Origin of the sequence: Paraburkholderia sp. Ac-20347 (assembly GCF_017104805.1) — a bacterium.
Classification (GTDB): Bacteria; Pseudomonadota; Gammaproteobacteria; order Burkholderiales; family Burkholderiaceae; genus Paraburkholderia; species Paraburkholderia tropica.
Genome location: NZ_JAAGPN010000083.1, coordinates 16,712 through 33,572 on the forward strand (window position 1 = coordinate 16,712; position 16,861 = coordinate 33,572).

A 16,861-nucleotide genomic window follows, 5' to 3' on the forward strand; every position below is an offset into this window, starting at 1 on the left:
GCAATGAACATGACGATTCTCGGCATCGAACAGATTACTTACGGCGTGACGGATCTCGCCACCTGCCGCCGCTTTTTCGCGGACTGGGGCCTGAAGGAAACCGCGCACGACGAAACGCGCGCGCGCTTCGAAACGCTCAACGGCTGTACCGTGCTGGCCGTGGATGCGAACGACGCGTCGCTGCCCGCCGCCTTCGAGGAAGGCCCGACGCTGCGCGAAGTGGTGTGGGGCGTGGCGACGCGCGAAGAACTCGACGCGCTGCGCGAACGCCTCAAGGGCCAGCCCGGCTTTTACAGCGATGAAAACGGCGTTGGGTGTTTCGACCCGGCCGGCATGGCGATTCGCGTGGAAGTGACGCGCAAGCGCGAACTCGACGTCGCCGGTTCGCCGTCGAACGTCTGGGGCCAGACGCTGCGCGTGGATACGCCGTCGCCGGTCTACGAACGCGCGGAGCCGGTGGAAGTCGGCCACGTGGTGTTCTTCACGAACTGCCTCGCCGAGCAGGAAGCGTTCTATCACGAGCTGCTCGGCTTCGAGACCTCGGACCGCTACCCGAATCGCGGCGCGTTCATGCGCTGCGCGCCGCACGGCGGCCACCACGATCTGTTCCTGCTCGCGCTGCCGGACGGCAAGAAGGGCCTGAATCACGTGGCGTTCACGGTGCGCGACATTCACGAAGTGTTCGGCGGCGGCCTGCATATCAGCCGCTGCGGCTGGACCACGCAACTCGGCCCGGGCCGCCATCCGGTGTCGTCGGCGTACTTCTGGTACTTCAAGAATCCGGCCGGTGGTCTGATCGAGTATTACGCCGACGAAGACGTGCTGACGCCCGACTGGGAGCCGCGTGACTTCGAACCGGGCCCGACCGTGTTCGCCGAATGGGCCATCGACGGCGGTCTCGACGGCAATACGCGCCGCCAGAAGAACGCCGAAGCGCCGAAGGGCAAGTTCATGACGGAGCGGAAGTCATGAGCGACGCCATCGAATCCGGCGCACACGCCGCGCCGCGCACGGTCGTCGTGATCGGCGGCGGCCAGGCCGCGGGCTGGGTCGTCAAGACGCTGCGCAAGGAAGGTTTTGCGGGCCGTCTCGTGATGATCGCCGACGAAACGCATCTGCCTTACGAGCGTCCGCCGCTGTCGAAAGCGGTGCTCGCGGGCGAGGCCGATATCGAAACGGTGCGCATCGCGAAGCCCGATGAATTCGCGGCGCTCGACATCGAAGCGTGGCAACCGGACTGCGCGAGCGCGATCGATCGCACGGCGCATACGGTCACGACGCGCTCGGGCCGCACGGTGAAGTACGACAAGCTCGTGATCGCCACGGGCGGCGCGGCGCGCAAGCTGCCCGCGAGCGTGGCGAAGAGCGCGCACGTGACCTATCTGCGCACGCTCGACGAAGCGATGGCGCTGGGCGAACGCCTGCGCCGCAGCGAACGCGTGCTGGTGGTGGGCGGCGGCTGGATCGGCCTCGAAGTCGCGGCGACGGCGCGCAAGCTCGGCGTGGCGGCGACGGTGATCGAAGGCGCGCCGCGTCTGTGCGCGCGTTCGCTGCCCAATGAAGTGTCGGACTTCCTGCTCGAACTGCATCGCGCGAACGGCGTGGATGTGCGCCTGAACGCGGCGCTCGTCTCACTCGACGACAACGCCGACGGCGGCGTGCGCGCGACCTTCGCGGACGGCAGCACGCTCGACGCCGACTTCGCGGTGGCCGGCATCGGCCTCGCACCGCATACGGCGCTCGCGGAAGCGGCGGGCATCGCGGTGCAGGACGGTATCGTCGTCGATGAATTCGGACAAAGTTCGGATTCCGATGTATTTGCGTGCGGCGACGTCGCGAATCATCCGAACGCGTGGCTCAAGCGCCGCGTGCGTCTGGAGTCGTGGGCCAATGCGCAGAATCAGGCGATTGCGGCGGCCAAGGCCGTGCTCGGCGTGAAGGAAGCGTACGCGGAAATTCCGTGGTTCTGGTCCGATCAGTACGACGTGAACCTGCAGATTCTGGGCGATTTGCCGCCTGGTGTCGCGCCGGTTCTGCGCGGCAATCTCGCGGAAAAACGCGCGACGCTGTTCTTCGTCGAAGACGGCCATCTGCGCGGCGTCATCGCGATCAATTCGGCGCGCGATCTCAAGCTCGCGCGCAAGTGGATGAATCAGGGCCGCGCGGTGGACGTCGCGGCGCTTGTCGACACCAGCAAGGCTCTCGCCTGACGCGCTCGCCACTACACAACCGACCTCACATACGGGATGGGATCACAGGCATGAGAACCCTCGACACTACACTCGGCCATCGCGGCGGCACCGCGGTCGGCGAGTCCATCACGCGCGGTTCGATCATCGCGCGGCTCGAACGCATGCCGGCCAACGCCATGCAGGTGCGCGCGCGGATCCTGATCGGCCTCGCCACGTTCTTCGACGGCTTCGACGTGATCGCCATCGCCACGACGCTGCCGATCCTGATCCAGAAGTGGCACCTCACGCCGTGGGAAATCGGCTTTCTGATCGCCTCGGGTTCGGTCGGGCAGCTGTTCGGCGCGTTCCTGTTTCCGTGGCTCGCGGAGCGTCACGGCCGCGTGCGCGCGATTGCCTGGAGTTCGGGCATCATCGGCGTGACCAGCATTGCCTGCGGTTTTGCGCCGAGCTTCGCGGTTTTCGCGGCGCTGCGCGTGATTCAGGGCTTCGGGCTCGGCGGCGAACTGCCCGTGGCGGCGACGTATATCAACGAGGTCAGCCGCGCGCATGGCCGTGGACGCTTCGTTCTCCTCTACGAGATCGTGTTCCCGATCGGCCTGCTCGCGTCGAACGCGCTGGGCGCGTGGATCGTGCCGCGCTTCGGCTGGCAGGCGATGTACTTCATCGGCGGCATGCCCTTGATTCTGTTCTTCGTGCTGCGCAAGCTCGTGCCGGAATCGCCGCGCTGGCTCGCCGAACGCGAACGTCTGCATGACGCCGACCAGGCCGTGAGCGCCTTCGAGCGCACCGTGAAGGGCCCGCTCGAACCGGTCACGAACGCGGCGGAATTCGACGCACTCGCGAAGCGTCATCCGAAGCGCAGCGTGAAGGACCTGTTCGGTCCGGCGTATCGCAAGCGCACGATCGCGGTGGCGATGCTGTGGATGACCTGCGGCTTCATTCAGTATGGTCTGTCGACGTGGCTGCCGACGATCTATCGCACCGTCTACCACGCACCGCTGCAACTGGCGCTCAATCTCGCGGTGGCCGCTTCGGTGCTCGGCGTGCTGGGTTCGCTCACCTGCGCGCTGCTGGTGGACAAGGTGGGCCGCAAGCCGATCATCAACGTCTCGTTCGTGCTGTGCGGCATCTCGCTGGCGCTGGCCGGGATCTGCCACGCGATGTCGGTGTACGTGGTGGCGTCGTTCTGCGCGCTGGCGCTCGGCCTGCTCGCGAGCGGCTTCATCACGGCTTACGTGTACACGCCGGAACTGTATCCCACCAGCATCCGCGCGCTCGGTTGCGGCGTGGGCGGCGCGTGGCTCAAGATCGCGGCGATCTTCGCGCCGACCATCGTGTCGAAGACGATGATCGGCGGCAATCTCGACGTGGCGTTCTATATCCTCGCGGCCGTGCCGTTTCTCGCGGCGATCGCGGTGCATTTCCTCGGCATCGAGACCAAGGGCAAGGTGCTCGAACAACTGGAGGCGTAAGCATCCGGGCAGCGCGGCGCGCCACGTTGGTGGCGCAGCCGGCTCACGACGCGGTCAGCCAGTCATGGCTCGACCGCGTTTTTCATTTCCGGAGTCGACATATTCCAGATACACGAGGACGTTAATCTGCGATTCAAACTGGGCGATTGCGCACGGACGTGCGGGCCTTGATTCGACGGACGTGCTGACGCGTTGTGCGTAAGCCAAGGGTAAGATACGGCTTTGCGCGATGCACGGCGCGACGAATCAGAATAAGGCCCGGGCACGACCCGGCAAAAGGCGCAAAGGATCCATGGTCAATGTCATTCCCGAATCCGTCGCGGACCTGTCTCGTGCGCGATTCGTCCTGATTCAGGACGGCGCGGCGCGGCTGTATCGCATCACCACGGCGGGAGAATCGGTGCTGGCCGCAGTGCCCTCGGCGGCCGATCCCGTCGCCGCGCTGGGCCGCCTGCGCCACGAATATGGCATTCGCGCGCGGCTCGATCCCGAGTTCGCGCTCCATCCGATTCAATTCGTCGTCCACAATCAGGCGCCGGCGTTGCTGCTGCACGATCCGGGCGGCCGGATGCTCGGCGAGATTGTCGACGAGACGCGCGCCGCGATGCCCGTCGATGCCTTCATTCGCCACGCGGTGAGCATGACGCAATCGCTGGGACTCGCGCATCTTGCCGGGCTCGTGCATGGCGCGTTGCAGCCCGCGAGTTTCATGCTCGACGCGGCGGGCGAACGCGCGTGGCTCACCGGCTTTTCGGGCCAGGCGCGTGCGCCGGAAATCGATAAAGACGTGCTCGAAACCGTGATCGATTACGCGGCTCCGGAAGCGACGGGGCGCATCGACCGCGCCGTGGACGCACGCTCCGATCTCTATTCGCTCGGCTGCATCTTCCACCGCATGCTGACCGGCGAGGTACCGTTTCCGAATCTCACGGCTTCCGAGGCGATGCACGCGCACCTCACGCGGCGGCCGTTCGAAGGCGGGCAGTCGGCCGAACCGCGCGCGCGCGTGCCGGAGCCACTCAAGGCGATCGTGCGGCGGCTGCTGGAGAAAGAGCCCGCGCAACGTTATCAATCGGCCGCGCATCTGGCGAAAGATCTGCTCGACGCCGACGAAGGCACGGCGCGCGCCCACGCCCACGCAAATGCCGACGCATTGATGCGGCAATTGAAGATCCGGCCATCGCTGGGCGCGCCCGAATCGCTCTATGGTCGCCACGTCGAAATCGAGCAGCTGGTCGCGGCCGCGCGCCATGCCGCGCTCGATCGCGGCCCGCCGCTGATGCTCGTCGAAGGGCCGGCGGGTATCGGCAAGACGGCGCTGGTGCAGCACGTGCGCAAGCGCCTCGCGGGCGCGGGCCACGAGTTCGCCGCGGGCAAGTGCGAGCAGGCCGACGGCGCGGCGCCCTACGCGAGCATCGCGCGCGCCTTGCATTCGCTGCTGCGCCATGTGCTCGGTTACGCGCCCGCCGAATTCGAGCGCGTGCAGCGCCGTCTGCGTGACGCACTCGCCGGTGACGCCTCGATCGTCACGGCCGTCTTTCCGGAACTCGCGCGCGTGCTCGGTCAGTTCGAACACCAGCGCGCCGTCTCGCTGCACGCCGAAAAGCCGCGCTTTCTCGACGCGATGTCGAAACTGATGAGCGCGTTCACCGAACCGGGCAAAGCGCTCGTGCTGTTTCTCGACGACCTGCAATGGGCCGATCGCGACACGCTCGAAGTGCTTACGCATCTGATCGGCAAACCCGGCAGCGAACGCGTGCTGTTCATCGCCGCGTTGCGCGACAACGAGATTCGCGCGGATAACCGGCTCGTGCACGCGCTGCGCGACGGCGCGCATTCGCATCGGCTCGTGCTCGAACCGCTGTCGAGCGACGACCTCGAACAACTGATCGAAGCGATGCTGATCGGGCGCGTGCAGCAACTGCGCGAATCCGTCGATCTGATCGGCGCTTATACGGGCGGCAATCCGCTGTTCGCGATTCAGTTCGTGCGCTCGCTCGTCGACGACAGCGTGCTCGAATTCGACGAAGCGCGCGGCGAATGGCATTCGAGCGTGGCGGGCATTGCCGAGCGCGCGAGTTCGTCGAGCCTGATGGAACTGCTCACGGAAAAGATCGACGCGCTTGTGCCGTCGACGCAGGACGTGCTGCGCTCCGTTGCGCTGATCGCGAAGCCGGTGCCGCTGAAAATGCTCGCGGATGCTGTCGGCAGCGATCCCGCGCAACTCGAAGCGTCGTTGCGGCCGGCGATGGATGCGGCGCTGATCATTCTCGACGAAGACCTGTACACCTTCGCGCACGACCGCATTCGCGATGCCGTCTATTACGGCATGAGTCTCGACGCGCGCGAAGCGGGCCATCTGGCCATGGGTCGCCGCCTGCTGGATTGCGCGGAGTATCTCGCGTCGTCGAGCAGTTTGTTCGTGGTGGCGAACCAGTTGAATCTCGCGGCGCGGCTCGTCGCGTCGCCCGAGGAGCGCGAGCGTTTCGCGCGCGTGAATCTCGACGCCGCGCAGCGTGCGATTGGCGCGACCGCGTACGCGTCGGCGATGGCGTATCTGGCCGTGGCGCAAAGCTTCGCGCAGGGCAGCGCGGCGGGCGCGCCGCTCGACGCGCTGATCGCGTTGCGGCTCGGCGAATGCGAGTTTCTGTGCATGGAAGTCGCGGCGGCGGCGCGCCGTCTCGCCGCCGTGCCCAGCGCGCTGCTGCCGCTCGATCATCGCGCGGAACTCGCGCGCTTGCGCGTGGCGATGCACGTCACGATCGACGAGTCGGCGACGGCGCTCGATATCGGCCTTCAATACGTGCGCGACGAAGCGGGCATCGTGCTCGCGCGCACGCCGACCGACGCCGATATCGATCGCGAATTCGCGCGTTTCAAGGCGCTCGACGGCAATCGCAGCGTCGACGAACTGGCGGCGTCGCCGTTGATGAGCGACCGGCGCATTTATATCGCCATGGACGTGCTCACCGATCTCGCGCCCGCCGCGAAATTTCTCAGCCAGCGTCTCGCCGATCTGATGATGCTGCGCATGAGCACGCTGAGTCTCGAACACGGCCATTGCGACGCGTCGTGTTACGCCTACGTCGGCCTGAGCCAGATCGTCGGCGAACGCTATGGCGATTACGACACGGTGCGCCGTTTCGCGGAACTCGCGATGCGCTTGCCGGCCGAGCGCGCGCTGACGAAATTCCAGGGCCGCGTGCAGATGTGCTACGGCGCGATGAGCCTGCCGTGGACGGGTTCCGCCACGCACGCGCGCGAGCATATCGAAGCGTCGATTGCGCTCACGGCAAGGCTCGGCGACGTCACGTATCTGATTTACTCGCGGCGGCATCTCGTCACCAATTATCTGTTTTGCGGCGCGCCGCTTTCGGATGTGCAGAAGGTGGTGGAAGAAGGTTTGCCACTCGCGCGCCAGGCCGGTTTCGCGCTGGTGATCGACGCGTTTATCGCGCAGGCCTGGGTGGTGCAGGCGCTGCGCGGCTTGCCGATCGATATCGGTCTGGGCGCGCCGAGCCGCGATTTCGAACACGTGCTCGACGATTGCCTCACGGGCCGCGTGCATCGTGATATCGCCGCGTTTTCGTTCTGGACGTATCGCTTGCAGGTCGCGTATCTGTTTGCCGACTGGTCGGTCGCGCTGCAGGCGGAACAGGCTGCGGACGCCACGGCCTGGGCGTCGCGCTCGTTCCTCGAAATGCCGGACTTCGTGTTTTACAGCGCGCTGCTGCGCGTGGCGCTGAGCCGCCGCGCGCAAGGCAGCGAACGCGAAGCGCATCTGCAGGCGGCGCGCGCGCGTCTGGCGACGCTCGAACGCTGGTCCGCGCAAAGCCCCGAGAACTTTCTCGGCCGCGCTGCGCTCGTGCGTGCGGAACTGGCGTCGACGGGCGACGATCCGCGCTTCGCGCAGAGCGATTACGAAGAGGCCATTCGTCTCGCCGATCAGGCGCGCATGCTGCAATTGCAGGCGCTGTCGCGCGAACTGGCGGCGCGTTTTTCGGCGCAGCAGCACTGGCATGCGGCGTCGCAGGGTTATCTGCATCAGGCGTGGAGCGCGTATGCGTGCCTCGGCGCGGACACCAAATTGCGCGCGCTCGAAAGCGAATTCCCGACCATGGGACTCGCGAGCGCCGCGCCGAAACAATTCGACTGGACCGCCGCGCAAGGCGCGAATGTGCGTGCGTTCGATACGCAGGTCGTGTTGAAGGCGACGCAGGCCTTGTCGAGTGAAATGTCGCTGGCGAGGCTCATCAACGTGCTGCTCGATACGGCGCTGCAATATGCGGGCGCCGACCGCGCGACGCTGTGCCTGATCGAAGACGGTCAACTCGATATCGTCGCGCACGCCACGTATGACGATGGTGCGGTGACGGTCGAAATCGAACGCGAGCGCGCGTGTGCCGAACGCATTCCCATGTCGATTGCGTACTGGACGCAGCGCACCTGCGAACCAGTCGTGCTCGGCAACGCCATCGACGATGCCAATTTCGGCCGCGACGCCTATATTCTCGCAGTGCGTCCGCGCTCGGCGATGTGCGTGCCGCTCGTCAAACAAGGCTCGCTGTCGGGGCTGCTGTATCTGGAGAATCGGCTGATCGCCGATGTCTTTACGTCGGCGCGTTTGCGCATTCTGGAAATGCTGTCCTCGCAGGCCGCGATCTCGCTGGAAAATGCGAAGCTCTATCACAAGGTGGAGTCCGAGCATCAGAAGCGCGTGGCGGTGGAGCGGCATTTGCGCGAGGCGCAAGGCAAGCTCGAACGCGCGGGACGTTTGTCGGTGATCGGCGAACTGGCCGCGTATATCGTGCATGAAATCAGTCAGCCGATCAGCGCGGTGAGCGCATGTTCGCGCGCGGCGATACGCTGGTTGAATCGCGAGTCGCCCGATATCGACGAAGCCAATTCGATGCTCGAACAGATCGCGCTCGATACGCAGCGCGCGGTGGATATCGTTGCGAGCGTGCGTGCGATGGTCAAGCAGTCGCATCCGAAATCCGAACTCACCGATATCAACGATGCGATTCGCGAAGTGCTGCGTCTGCTCAGCGATCAATTGGCCGATTATCAGATTGCGGTGCGCGGCAATTTCGACACGCGCCTCGACGTCGTGGCCGATCGCACGCTGATCCAGCAGGTGGTGATCAATCTCGTCATGAATGCGCTCGAAGCGCTGCGCGCGGTGAGCGCGCGGCCGCGTCTGATCGATATCGACACCTCGGTCGATGCGAGCGGCGCGTTGCGCGTGACGGTCGCCGATACGGGCCCGGGCATTCCGGGCGATCTGACTGCGACCGTGTTCGATTCGCTGGTGACGTCGAAGAAGTCGGGGATGGGCATGGGGCTGTCGATCTGCAAGTCGATCGTCGAAGCGCATGGCGGCGAGATCGAACTCGTACGCACGGGCGCGAACGGCACGCTGTTCCGCTTCTGCATTCCGCCCGTGGAGCAGGCACTACGGGAATAGCGCGGCGCGCCTGCGTGTTCTGCATTTAAGGCGCACACTGTGCGCTCTGACCACGAGGAGGAGTATCGGCATGATTCGTCTGTCACGCGTCACGCGGGCAATCGGTGTTGCAGGCGCGATGGGAATGCTCGCTGCGGGCGCCGCGCACGCGCAGTCCATCGACGCGCCCAATGCGCAGCAGGTGTTGAGCGCCACGGCATCGGGCGTGCAGATCTACACCTGCGAGTACGGTGCGGATCACACGCTAGGCTGGGTCTTTCAGCAGCCGCGCGCGAAGCTTTACGACGCGCATGGCGCGGCAGTGATCGAACATTCGGCGGGACCGTCGTGGGCTGCGCCGGACGGCAGCCGCATCGAAGGCAAGGTGGTGGCGCAGCAACCGAGCGCGACGCCGGGCAGCGTGCCGCAACTTCTGCTGCAGACGCATTCGACCGGCGCGGCCGGGCTGCTCGCATCCGTGCGCTACGTGCAGCGCATCAACACGGTCGGCGGCGCGAAACCGCCCGCGCCGTGCACGAGCGAGCACGAATCGGGCAGCTCGCCGTACCTCGCGACCTACGTGTTCTACCAGTAAGCGCGCTTACTGGTAGTCCGTGAATCGGGACAGCGGCGTGATGTCGTTCGAGACCGGCGTATAGCCCGGCACGCTGTCCTTGAACTGATTCAGCATGCCGTTATCGACCTTCGAGAGACCGCGCAGTTCGAGCTGCATCAGCACGCGGCTGCCGGTGCTCGGCACGGTCGTCGAACTGGTTTCGTTGGTGTACTTCTCGAACGCGATGCCGAGCGACCAGCAATCTGCGCTGTACTGAAAGCCCAGCAGACCGGCGATCAGACGATGCAGATGCATGTCGTAATTCACGCGCGCGACGCTGGAGAGGTGACGCGTGAGCGGCCACTGTCCCGAGATGATGAACTGGCTGACCGGCTCGTTGTCGACGGACGCATCGGCGCGCGTGTAGCGATACGCCATGTTGATGACCTGGCCCGGCGCGGGCGCCCACGAAAAGCCCGTGCTCGTGTGCGAGAGATAGGACTTCGACTCGTTGTATTCGATCGCCTGCTCGGCCTTGAACGCGCTGCCGATATTGAGCGAGCTGCCTTCGATCACGCCCGTGCGCGTGAGGTCGGTGGTCGAGCCGTCGGTGAGCAGCGTCACGCGCGGCGTCGTGAAGTTGTACTGCTGTGCGAGCACGAAACGCGCGGCTTCCGAGCCCGTTTGCGCATCGATGAAACGCGTCGTGATGGCGGCGGTGACGCGATTGGCGTCGGCGATACGGTCGTTGCCGACGAAGCTGTTCGTCGTGAAGATTTCCGCGAGACCGAAGTCGCTTTCGGCCGTGTCGAAGATCGGCGCGAAATTCTGGTTGCGGTACGGCGTGTAGACGTAGAACAGGCGCGGTTCGAGCGTCTGGATATACGAGCGTCCGAACAGCGTCACGCTGCGCTCGAAGGTCATGCCCGAATCGAGGCTGACCGTCGGCACGTTGACCGAGAAATTACGCGGCTGTCCGGCGATCGGATCGGAGCCGAGCGACGAGAGATCGTAGCTCGCGAAGTGCCACTGCACTTTCGGCGTGATGTACCACGACGGCCGCACGATGGGCAGCGCGACGTAGGGATTGAACACGAAGCGATTGCCCTGCGCCACGTCGCCGCTCGACATCGTGAAGCGCGAGGCGTCGGCTTCCGCGCCGAAGTCGAGACCGTCCACGTTGTAGCGCGCGTATTTCACGTTGAGCTGCGGCTCGCGGTTATAGATCGTGTCGCCCGAATACTGCTGCCAGTGCTGCTCGCGCAGCAGCACGGACCACGGGCCGTTCGCGTAACGCAGCCCCGCTTCCTGATCGTAGAGCGTGGTCGAGCCGAGCAGATACTGGCCCGACGAAGTCAGATCGGTGGTGACGTTCGCATCCGAGACGCGGTTGTAATTCACATACGCCGAAAATCCCGAACCGATATTCCAGTCGTGCTTGATCGCGATGTCGTAGCGCTGCGTGTTCGTCAGCGCGTCGTGCGGCAGGAACAGCGCGGAGAATTCGCCGCTGTAATCGCTGCCCATGTAGCGATAATCGGCCGTCATCAGATCGCCGCGCCGGCTGATGATGCGCGGCGTGAGCGTCAGATCGTAGTTCGGCGCGAGATTGAAATAGATCGGCACCGCCAGATCGAAACCGCCCGTCGAACTGAACGAGAACGTGGGCGGCAGGATGCCGCTGCGGCGGTCGCTCGACAGCGGAAACGAGAGCCACGGGCTCGCGAAGATCGGCAAGCCCTGAAACACCAGCACGGCGTTGTGCGCGATGCCGGTATCGGTGCCGCTGTCCATGTCGAATTGCGAGGCGCGCAGATACCAGGCCGGTTCGCCGCTGCACTGGCAGGTCGTATAGGTGCCGTTGTGCAGCACGGCGCGTTCGTTGTCGACGAGGTCGGCGCGCGTGGCCGTGCCCCAGCCGCCGTTCACCACGAAGTGATAGCGCGGCGTGCTGATATAGCCTTGCTGCGCTTCCACCAGCATGTGCGCGTACGGGCCGAAGAAGCTCACGCCGCCTTGCGTGATGTCGACGTGGCCGTACGCGTCGGCAGTGTCGGTGTCCTCGAAATAATGGAGCGCGTCGCCTTTCACGACCGATTCGTAGCGCCGCAATTCGGCGTTGCCGTGCAGCGCGAGGTCGGTGTCGGCGGTGCTCGTCATCGTATCGCCGAGCGCGGCGGTCGCGCCTTTCTGGCCGCCTTGCAGCGGGTGCTCCTGCAATTGCGGATCGACGCGCAAGGCCCAGTTGTCGCCGAGCGACGCGGGCTGCGCCGCGGCGTCCGAGAGTTGCGCGAACGCGTGGGGCGGCGCGAATCCAGGCACGGCGATCAGCAGGGAAATCAGGGGCTTCAGGCGAAAGCCGCGCATTACGTCACGGATCAAGGCGGGCGAGATAACGAGGGAAGTGAGGAGGATCCGGCGCACGCGTGAGGCGCTCGCGCGCCGGCCCGTGCCCCGGGTCATGGCAGACGGCCGACGGGGCCAGCTATCGCGTGCCGCGTTGTGGCCGGCTCATTGCAGCCACGTCGCGCGGGACAGCGCGGCTTCGTGGTCGGCGGCGCTTTCGAGCGCCTCGACGATGCCGGGAATCTGCTCGCACGGCACTGCGAACGACAGACCGGCCGTCATCGACAGCCGGAAGCGGATCACGAGATGGCGCGTGCCGTCGAGCCGGCCGATCTCGCAGCCGCGCGCGTGCATGACGGTGAACGAAGGCGCGGGCGTCTTCTCGATGCGCTGGATTTTCTCCATCGCATTGGGCAGCGCGACCAGCAGGTCGTTGAACACCGAACGGTGCAGCGCGGCCGTGGCGTTGCCGTCGTGGATCAGCAGGAATTCGCCGTCCGCGCTCAGATCGGCCGAACTGATTTTGCGCAGGACTGCCGTGATGTCCTCAGCCATGCGTGCGCGCTCCCGCCGTTTGCGTGGCGCGCGACGTCGCGCACGAGGTGGCGTATGACGTGGCGTGTTCACGGATCGAGGTAAAGGAAGTGGACATCGCGGGCAGCCTGCATGATTCGATGGCGCCACGATAGACCATCGCGCGCGCGGCCAGGTTACGCGGGGCGTGGTTTTTCTTAATGCATATTTCAGTAAGCTACATGCAGGTTTCGCGGCGCGTCGCGTCATCGTGGCGCAGCTCCGCGCGCAAGGTTGCGCCGTCACGCGGCGCATGGAATGCGGCGCGACGCCATGCGTTAAAACCCAATCCTTACAGCGTTATCCCTCGTAACTTTCACGTAACCGATCGAATATTTCGGCAGGCTAAGCTCGCGCCCGTTCTTGTCTAACTCTGCGGGGCGGAGTGCGACGGCTGCCAGTCAGCGCCGCCGGTGCCGCTCCGACTGGAATTGCGATGCGAGTTTTGCAGCCGGCCTCCCGCGTGGCCGTGGTCCTGTCTCCGGCGCTCGGCGACTCCCTTCTGACGATGATCGTCGTGCGCAATCTGCAGGCGAGCGGCGTGTCCGCCACTGTGTTCGGCACGCATGCGAGCGAACTCGCGGCGTGGTTCCCCGATGTCGATATCCGCCCCGCGCTCACGCGCGAGACCGCGCCCGACGCGCTGGCGTCGTTCGATCGCGTGATCCAGATGCATCCCGACCGGCCGCTCGACGCGCAGGCGCTGCGTCATCCCGACGTCGTGCTGCTCGACTCGACCTGCCGCGCGCGTTCGCCGAAATCGATGGCCGAGCGCCTCATGCAGTTCAGCCGCGACGAACTCGGCCTCGCCACCGCGGGCAAGAGCAATGGCATGGTCGCGCCCGCGCATTTGCAGCATCGCAAGTACCGTAATCGCGTCGCGATTCATCCGACCGCGAGCACGCGCGACAAATGCTGGCTGCCCTCGCGTTTCGTGCGGCTCGCGATGCGGCTGCGCAAGCTCGGTTTCAGTCCGCAATTCATCGTCGCGCCCGAAGAGCGCGAGGCGTGGGCCTATGTCGAGGCATACGGCATCGAGTTGCCGAAGCTCGGCTCGGTCGATACCGTCGCCGCTTTCCTCTACGAATCGGGCTGGTTTATCGGCAACGATTCGGGCATCGGCCATCTCGCCTCGAATCTGCAGGTGCCCACGCTATCGCTATTCATGCGGCGCGGTCTCGCGCGCACGTGGCAGCCGGGCTGGGGCGCGGGACGCGTGGTGGTTGGCCGCTTCCTGCCGACCGGACGCCTGCGCGAACGCTACTGGAAATACACGCTCTCGGTCGCGCGCGTGGCGAAAGCCTTCGAGCAGTTGCGGGAGGCGCTCGCATGAAGACCGTGCCGGATACGAGCCGCCGCGTGGCGGTCATGGCGTCGAACGCGCTGGGCGACACGCTGCTGCTGATGGTGATCGTGCGTAATCTGCAGCGTCACGGCATCACGGTTGCCGTGTTCGGGCGCGCCGCGCACGCGCTGCGCGACTGGTTTCCCGATGTCGACATTCGCCCGCTGCCGGATCAGAAGCAACTGGGCGCGGTGCTCGAAGCGTGGGACGTGGTGCTGCAGATGCATTCGCATCAGCCGGTGCCCGACATCGACGCGCTGCACCCGCACGTGCACTATGTCGAAGCGCTCACGGAGGACGCGCAGAATCGCCCGATGGCGCAGCGTTTCGCGGAGTTTTGCAGCCGCGAATTCGGCGTGCCCGACGTCAGCACGCACAACGACATCGTGTCGCCGCCCGGCTTGCAGCATCGCCGTCACGCGCGCCGCGTGGTGATCCATCCGGAGGCGAGCACGGCCGACAAGCGCTGGCTGCCGCGCCGCTTTCTGCGGCTCGCGCGCCGTCTCGAACGTCAGGGTTATGAGGTGGCGTTCGTGATGTCGCCGGACGAACTGAATCGCTGGATCGGGCCGTTGCTCGGCCGCTTCGCGGTGCACACCTTTGAGAATCTCGACGGCCTCGCGCGCTGGCTTTACGAAAGCGGCTGGTTCATCGGCAACGATTCGGGCGTAGGCCATCTCGCGGCCAATCTCGGCATTCCCACGCTGAGCCTGTTCCGCCGCCGCGCGGTCGCGCAGCGCTGGCGTCCGGCGTGGGGTAACGCGCAAGTGGTGCTGCCGTGGCAATGGGTGCCGACGGGGCGGCTCAAGGAGCGCTTCTGGCGCGAGTCGCTGACCTGTGCGCGTGTGTTGTCCGCGTTTGCGCGGATGGCGAAAAGCGAGGCTTGAATTCAGCGATGGATGCGACGATTGATGCGTACGCATCAATCGTGCAAATTGAATTGAACGCGCGAATTAAACGCAGATTAAACGCGCGATTCAATCGCGCGCATCACGCGAATCAATCGTTCACCGGCACCAGTTCGAGCCGATACCCGACGCCGTAAATCGAGCGCACCATGTCCTGATCGGGACGAATGCCCTGGATCTTGCGGCGCAGATTCTTCACATGTGAATCGATCGTGCGGTCGGCGACCACGCGATGATCGTCGTAGAGCGCGCGCAGCAGATAATCGCGCGCGTAAATGCGCCCCGCGCCCGCATGCAGCAGCGCGAGCAGGCGGAATTCGATCGGCGTGAGATGCAGTTCCTTGCCGTCGAGCCGCGCCGCATGCTGCGTGACGTCGATCGAAAACGGCGAAGGCATGTCGCCCGTCTCTTCCTGCTGCGCGCGCGCGAACAGTTCCGCGCGGCGCAGGATCGCCTTCACGCGCGCCACCACTTCGCGCGGGCTGAACGGCTTGCAGACGTAATCGTCCGCGCCGAGTTCGAGACCCAGCAGACGATCGATTTCATCCACACGCGCGGTGATGATCATCACCGGCACTGGCGAAAACGTGCGCAATTCGCGGCACACTTCGAGTCCGCTGCGGCCGGGCAGCATCAGGTCGAGCAGCACCATCGAGGGCGCGTGCTCGCGCACATAAGGCACGACGGCGCGGCCATCCGCGAGGATGTGGGTCGCGAAATCTTCCTTGGCCAGATAGTCGGCGAGCAGGGCCGCGAGCTTGGGTTCGTCTTCGACGATCAGGACGGAAGGCCGTGTGGTCGGTTCGATCATTGTGTGTACAGGCGAGGAAGTTGGACGAGGACGCGCAGGCCGCCGATGGGCGAGCGCGACGCCTCGATGGTTCCGCCGTGGGTCTCCACGATGCGTTTGCAGAGCGCGAGACCGAGGCCCGCGCCGCCGCTTTGCCGGCTGCGCGAAGGGTCGACGCGGAAGAAGCGGTCGAACAGATGCGGCAGTAGCGGGGCGGGCACGGGCGGGAACGAATCCTGGAAGTCGACGTGCACGTGCTCGTCGTCGGCGCTGATCGCCACGACCACGCGGCCGCCGGCATTCGTATAGCGCAGCGCGTTTTCCAGCAGGTTTTTCCAGAGTTGCGTGAGGCGGTACGGGTCGCCCGAGAGCGTGGCGTGGCCGGGACCGGGATCGAATTCGAGCGCGATCTGCTTGGCCGCGAGCCGCTCGCGGAACGCGTCGCACGACGCCTCCACGATCGGCACGAGGTCGAGCGGCACCGTTTCGAACGAGAGCTGGCCGATGTCGGCGAGCGAGAGTTCGTAGAGGTCATCGATCAACTGGCTCAGCATGGCGACTTCGGCCTGCAGCGAGGCGATGGTGGCCGCGTCGGGACGACGCACGCCGTCCTCGATCGCTTCGAGTTCGCCGCGCAGCACCGAAAGCGGCGTGCGCAATTCGTGCGAGACGTCGGCGATGAAATCGCGCCGGTCGCCCTCGGCTTTTTCCAGCGAGGCCGCGAGCCGGTTGAAGTCGTTGGCGAGCATCTGCAGTTCGTCGCTGCCGTTGGCGGGCACGCGCGTGGCGTAGTCGCCGCCCGCGAGCCGGTGCGTGGCCGTGACGATGCGCTTGATCGGCGTGAGCAGCGTGCGCGCGAGCACGATCGAAATGGCCGCGGACAGCAGCGCCGTGAAGCCGACGATGATCCACGTCGCTTGTAACTGGCGGTTCTTGAAGCGCTTCTCGGCCTGGTTGATCAGCGAGATCGGGCTCGCGACGGCCACATAGCCGACGATCTGCCCGTTGAAGCTGAGCGGACGGCGTTCGGCGTCGGGCGGCGCGGGCGGGCCCGAGCTCAGGATGAGCTTCTGGTGCGCGTCGTAGAGCGCGAACGGCGGCCGGTGCGGACGCATGTGATCGTCGAAATCGGGACCGCCGGGCGGCGCGCCATGGCTGTCACGAGTGGCGTCGCCGCGGAAGTCGGCGGGCGGCGGCCAGCCCGGACCGCCAGGACCACCCGCCGCGCCGGGG

At 65.7% G+C, this 16,861-nt stretch carries 11 protein-coding genes; 7 read left to right on the forward strand and 4 right to left on the reverse strand.

Annotated features, from left to right (window positions below; all coding sequences use genetic code 11):
* The first annotated feature begins 9 nt into the window (after window positions 1-9).
* The 5 genes from G3N97_RS17485 to G3N97_RS17505 all read left to right on the forward strand — a co-directional run bounded on the left by G3N97_RS17485 (window position 10) and on the right by G3N97_RS17505 (window position 9,705).
* On the forward strand, window positions 10-972 hold the full coding sequence (locus tag G3N97_RS17485) for a VOC family protein (protein WP_205994384.1): 963 nt from the start codon (window positions 10-12) through the stop codon (window positions 970-972).
* Complete coding sequence (locus tag G3N97_RS17490) at window positions 969-2,210, forward strand: FAD-dependent oxidoreductase (RefSeq protein WP_205994385.1); 1,242 nt, start codon at window positions 969-971, stop codon at window positions 2,208-2,210. The genes G3N97_RS17485 and G3N97_RS17490 overlap by 4 nt, the downstream gene beginning before the upstream one ends.
* Window positions 2,211-2,260: 50 nt before the next feature.
* Window positions 2,261-3,664, forward strand: a complete 1,404-nt coding sequence (locus tag G3N97_RS17495) for an MFS transporter (RefSeq protein ID WP_205994386.1) — start codon at window positions 2,261-2,263, stop codon at window positions 3,662-3,664.
* Between the two features lie 292 nt (window positions 3,665-3,956).
* Window positions 3,957-9,131 (forward strand): AAA family ATPase, encoded by a 5,175-nt coding sequence (locus G3N97_RS17500; RefSeq protein WP_205994387.1) that lies wholly within the window; start codon window positions 3,957-3,959, stop codon window positions 9,129-9,131.
* A gap of 70 nt (window positions 9,132-9,201) precedes the next feature.
* Window positions 9,202-9,705, forward strand: coding sequence for a DUF3455 domain-containing protein (locus G3N97_RS17505; RefSeq protein ID WP_205994388.1), 504 nt, complete (start codon window positions 9,202-9,204; stop codon window positions 9,703-9,705).
* A 6-nt stretch (window positions 9,706-9,711) separates the two neighbouring features.
* On the opposite strand, the gene G3N97_RS17510 is transcribed toward G3N97_RS17505, so the two are convergent.
* Together G3N97_RS17510 and G3N97_RS17515 are read right to left on the reverse strand one after the other, a co-directional pair.
* Window positions 9,712-12,033 (reverse strand): LPS-assembly protein LptD, encoded by a 2,322-nt coding sequence (locus G3N97_RS17510; protein ID WP_205994389.1) that lies wholly within the window; start codon window positions 12,031-12,033, stop codon window positions 9,712-9,714.
* Window positions 12,034-12,177: 144 nt separating this feature from the next.
* Window positions 12,178-12,567 carry a hypothetical protein gene (locus G3N97_RS17515; protein ID WP_205994390.1) on the reverse strand — a complete coding sequence of 130 codons (390 nt, stop codon included), beginning with the start codon at window positions 12,565-12,567 and terminating at the stop codon, window positions 12,178-12,180.
* Between the two features lie 454 nt (window positions 12,568-13,021).
* Between G3N97_RS17515 and G3N97_RS17520 the strand changes: the two genes are divergently transcribed.
* Both G3N97_RS17520 and G3N97_RS17525 read left to right on the forward strand, forming a co-directional pair.
* Window positions 13,022-13,918 carry a glycosyltransferase family 9 protein gene (locus G3N97_RS17520; RefSeq protein ID WP_205994391.1) on the forward strand — a complete coding sequence of 299 codons (897 nt, stop codon included), beginning with the start codon at window positions 13,022-13,024 and terminating at the stop codon, window positions 13,916-13,918.
* Window positions 13,915-14,817 (forward strand): glycosyltransferase family 9 protein, encoded by a 903-nt coding sequence (locus G3N97_RS17525; RefSeq protein ID WP_205994392.1) that lies wholly within the window; start codon window positions 13,915-13,917, stop codon window positions 14,815-14,817. The genes G3N97_RS17520 and G3N97_RS17525 overlap by 4 nt, the downstream gene beginning before the upstream one ends.
* A gap of 112 nt (window positions 14,818-14,929) precedes the next feature.
* Here the strand turns inward: G3N97_RS17525 and G3N97_RS17530 are convergent, their stop codons facing one another.
* Together G3N97_RS17530 and G3N97_RS17535 are read right to left on the reverse strand one after the other, a co-directional pair.
* Complete coding sequence (locus tag G3N97_RS17530) at window positions 14,930-15,649, reverse strand: response regulator (RefSeq protein WP_065057818.1); 720 nt, start codon at window positions 15,647-15,649, stop codon at window positions 14,930-14,932.
* The coding region (locus tag G3N97_RS17535; RefSeq protein WP_205994393.1) for an ATP-binding protein at window positions 15,646-16,861 on the reverse strand (1,216 nt) is incomplete at its 5' end. The genes G3N97_RS17530 and G3N97_RS17535, both read right to left, overlap by 4 nt.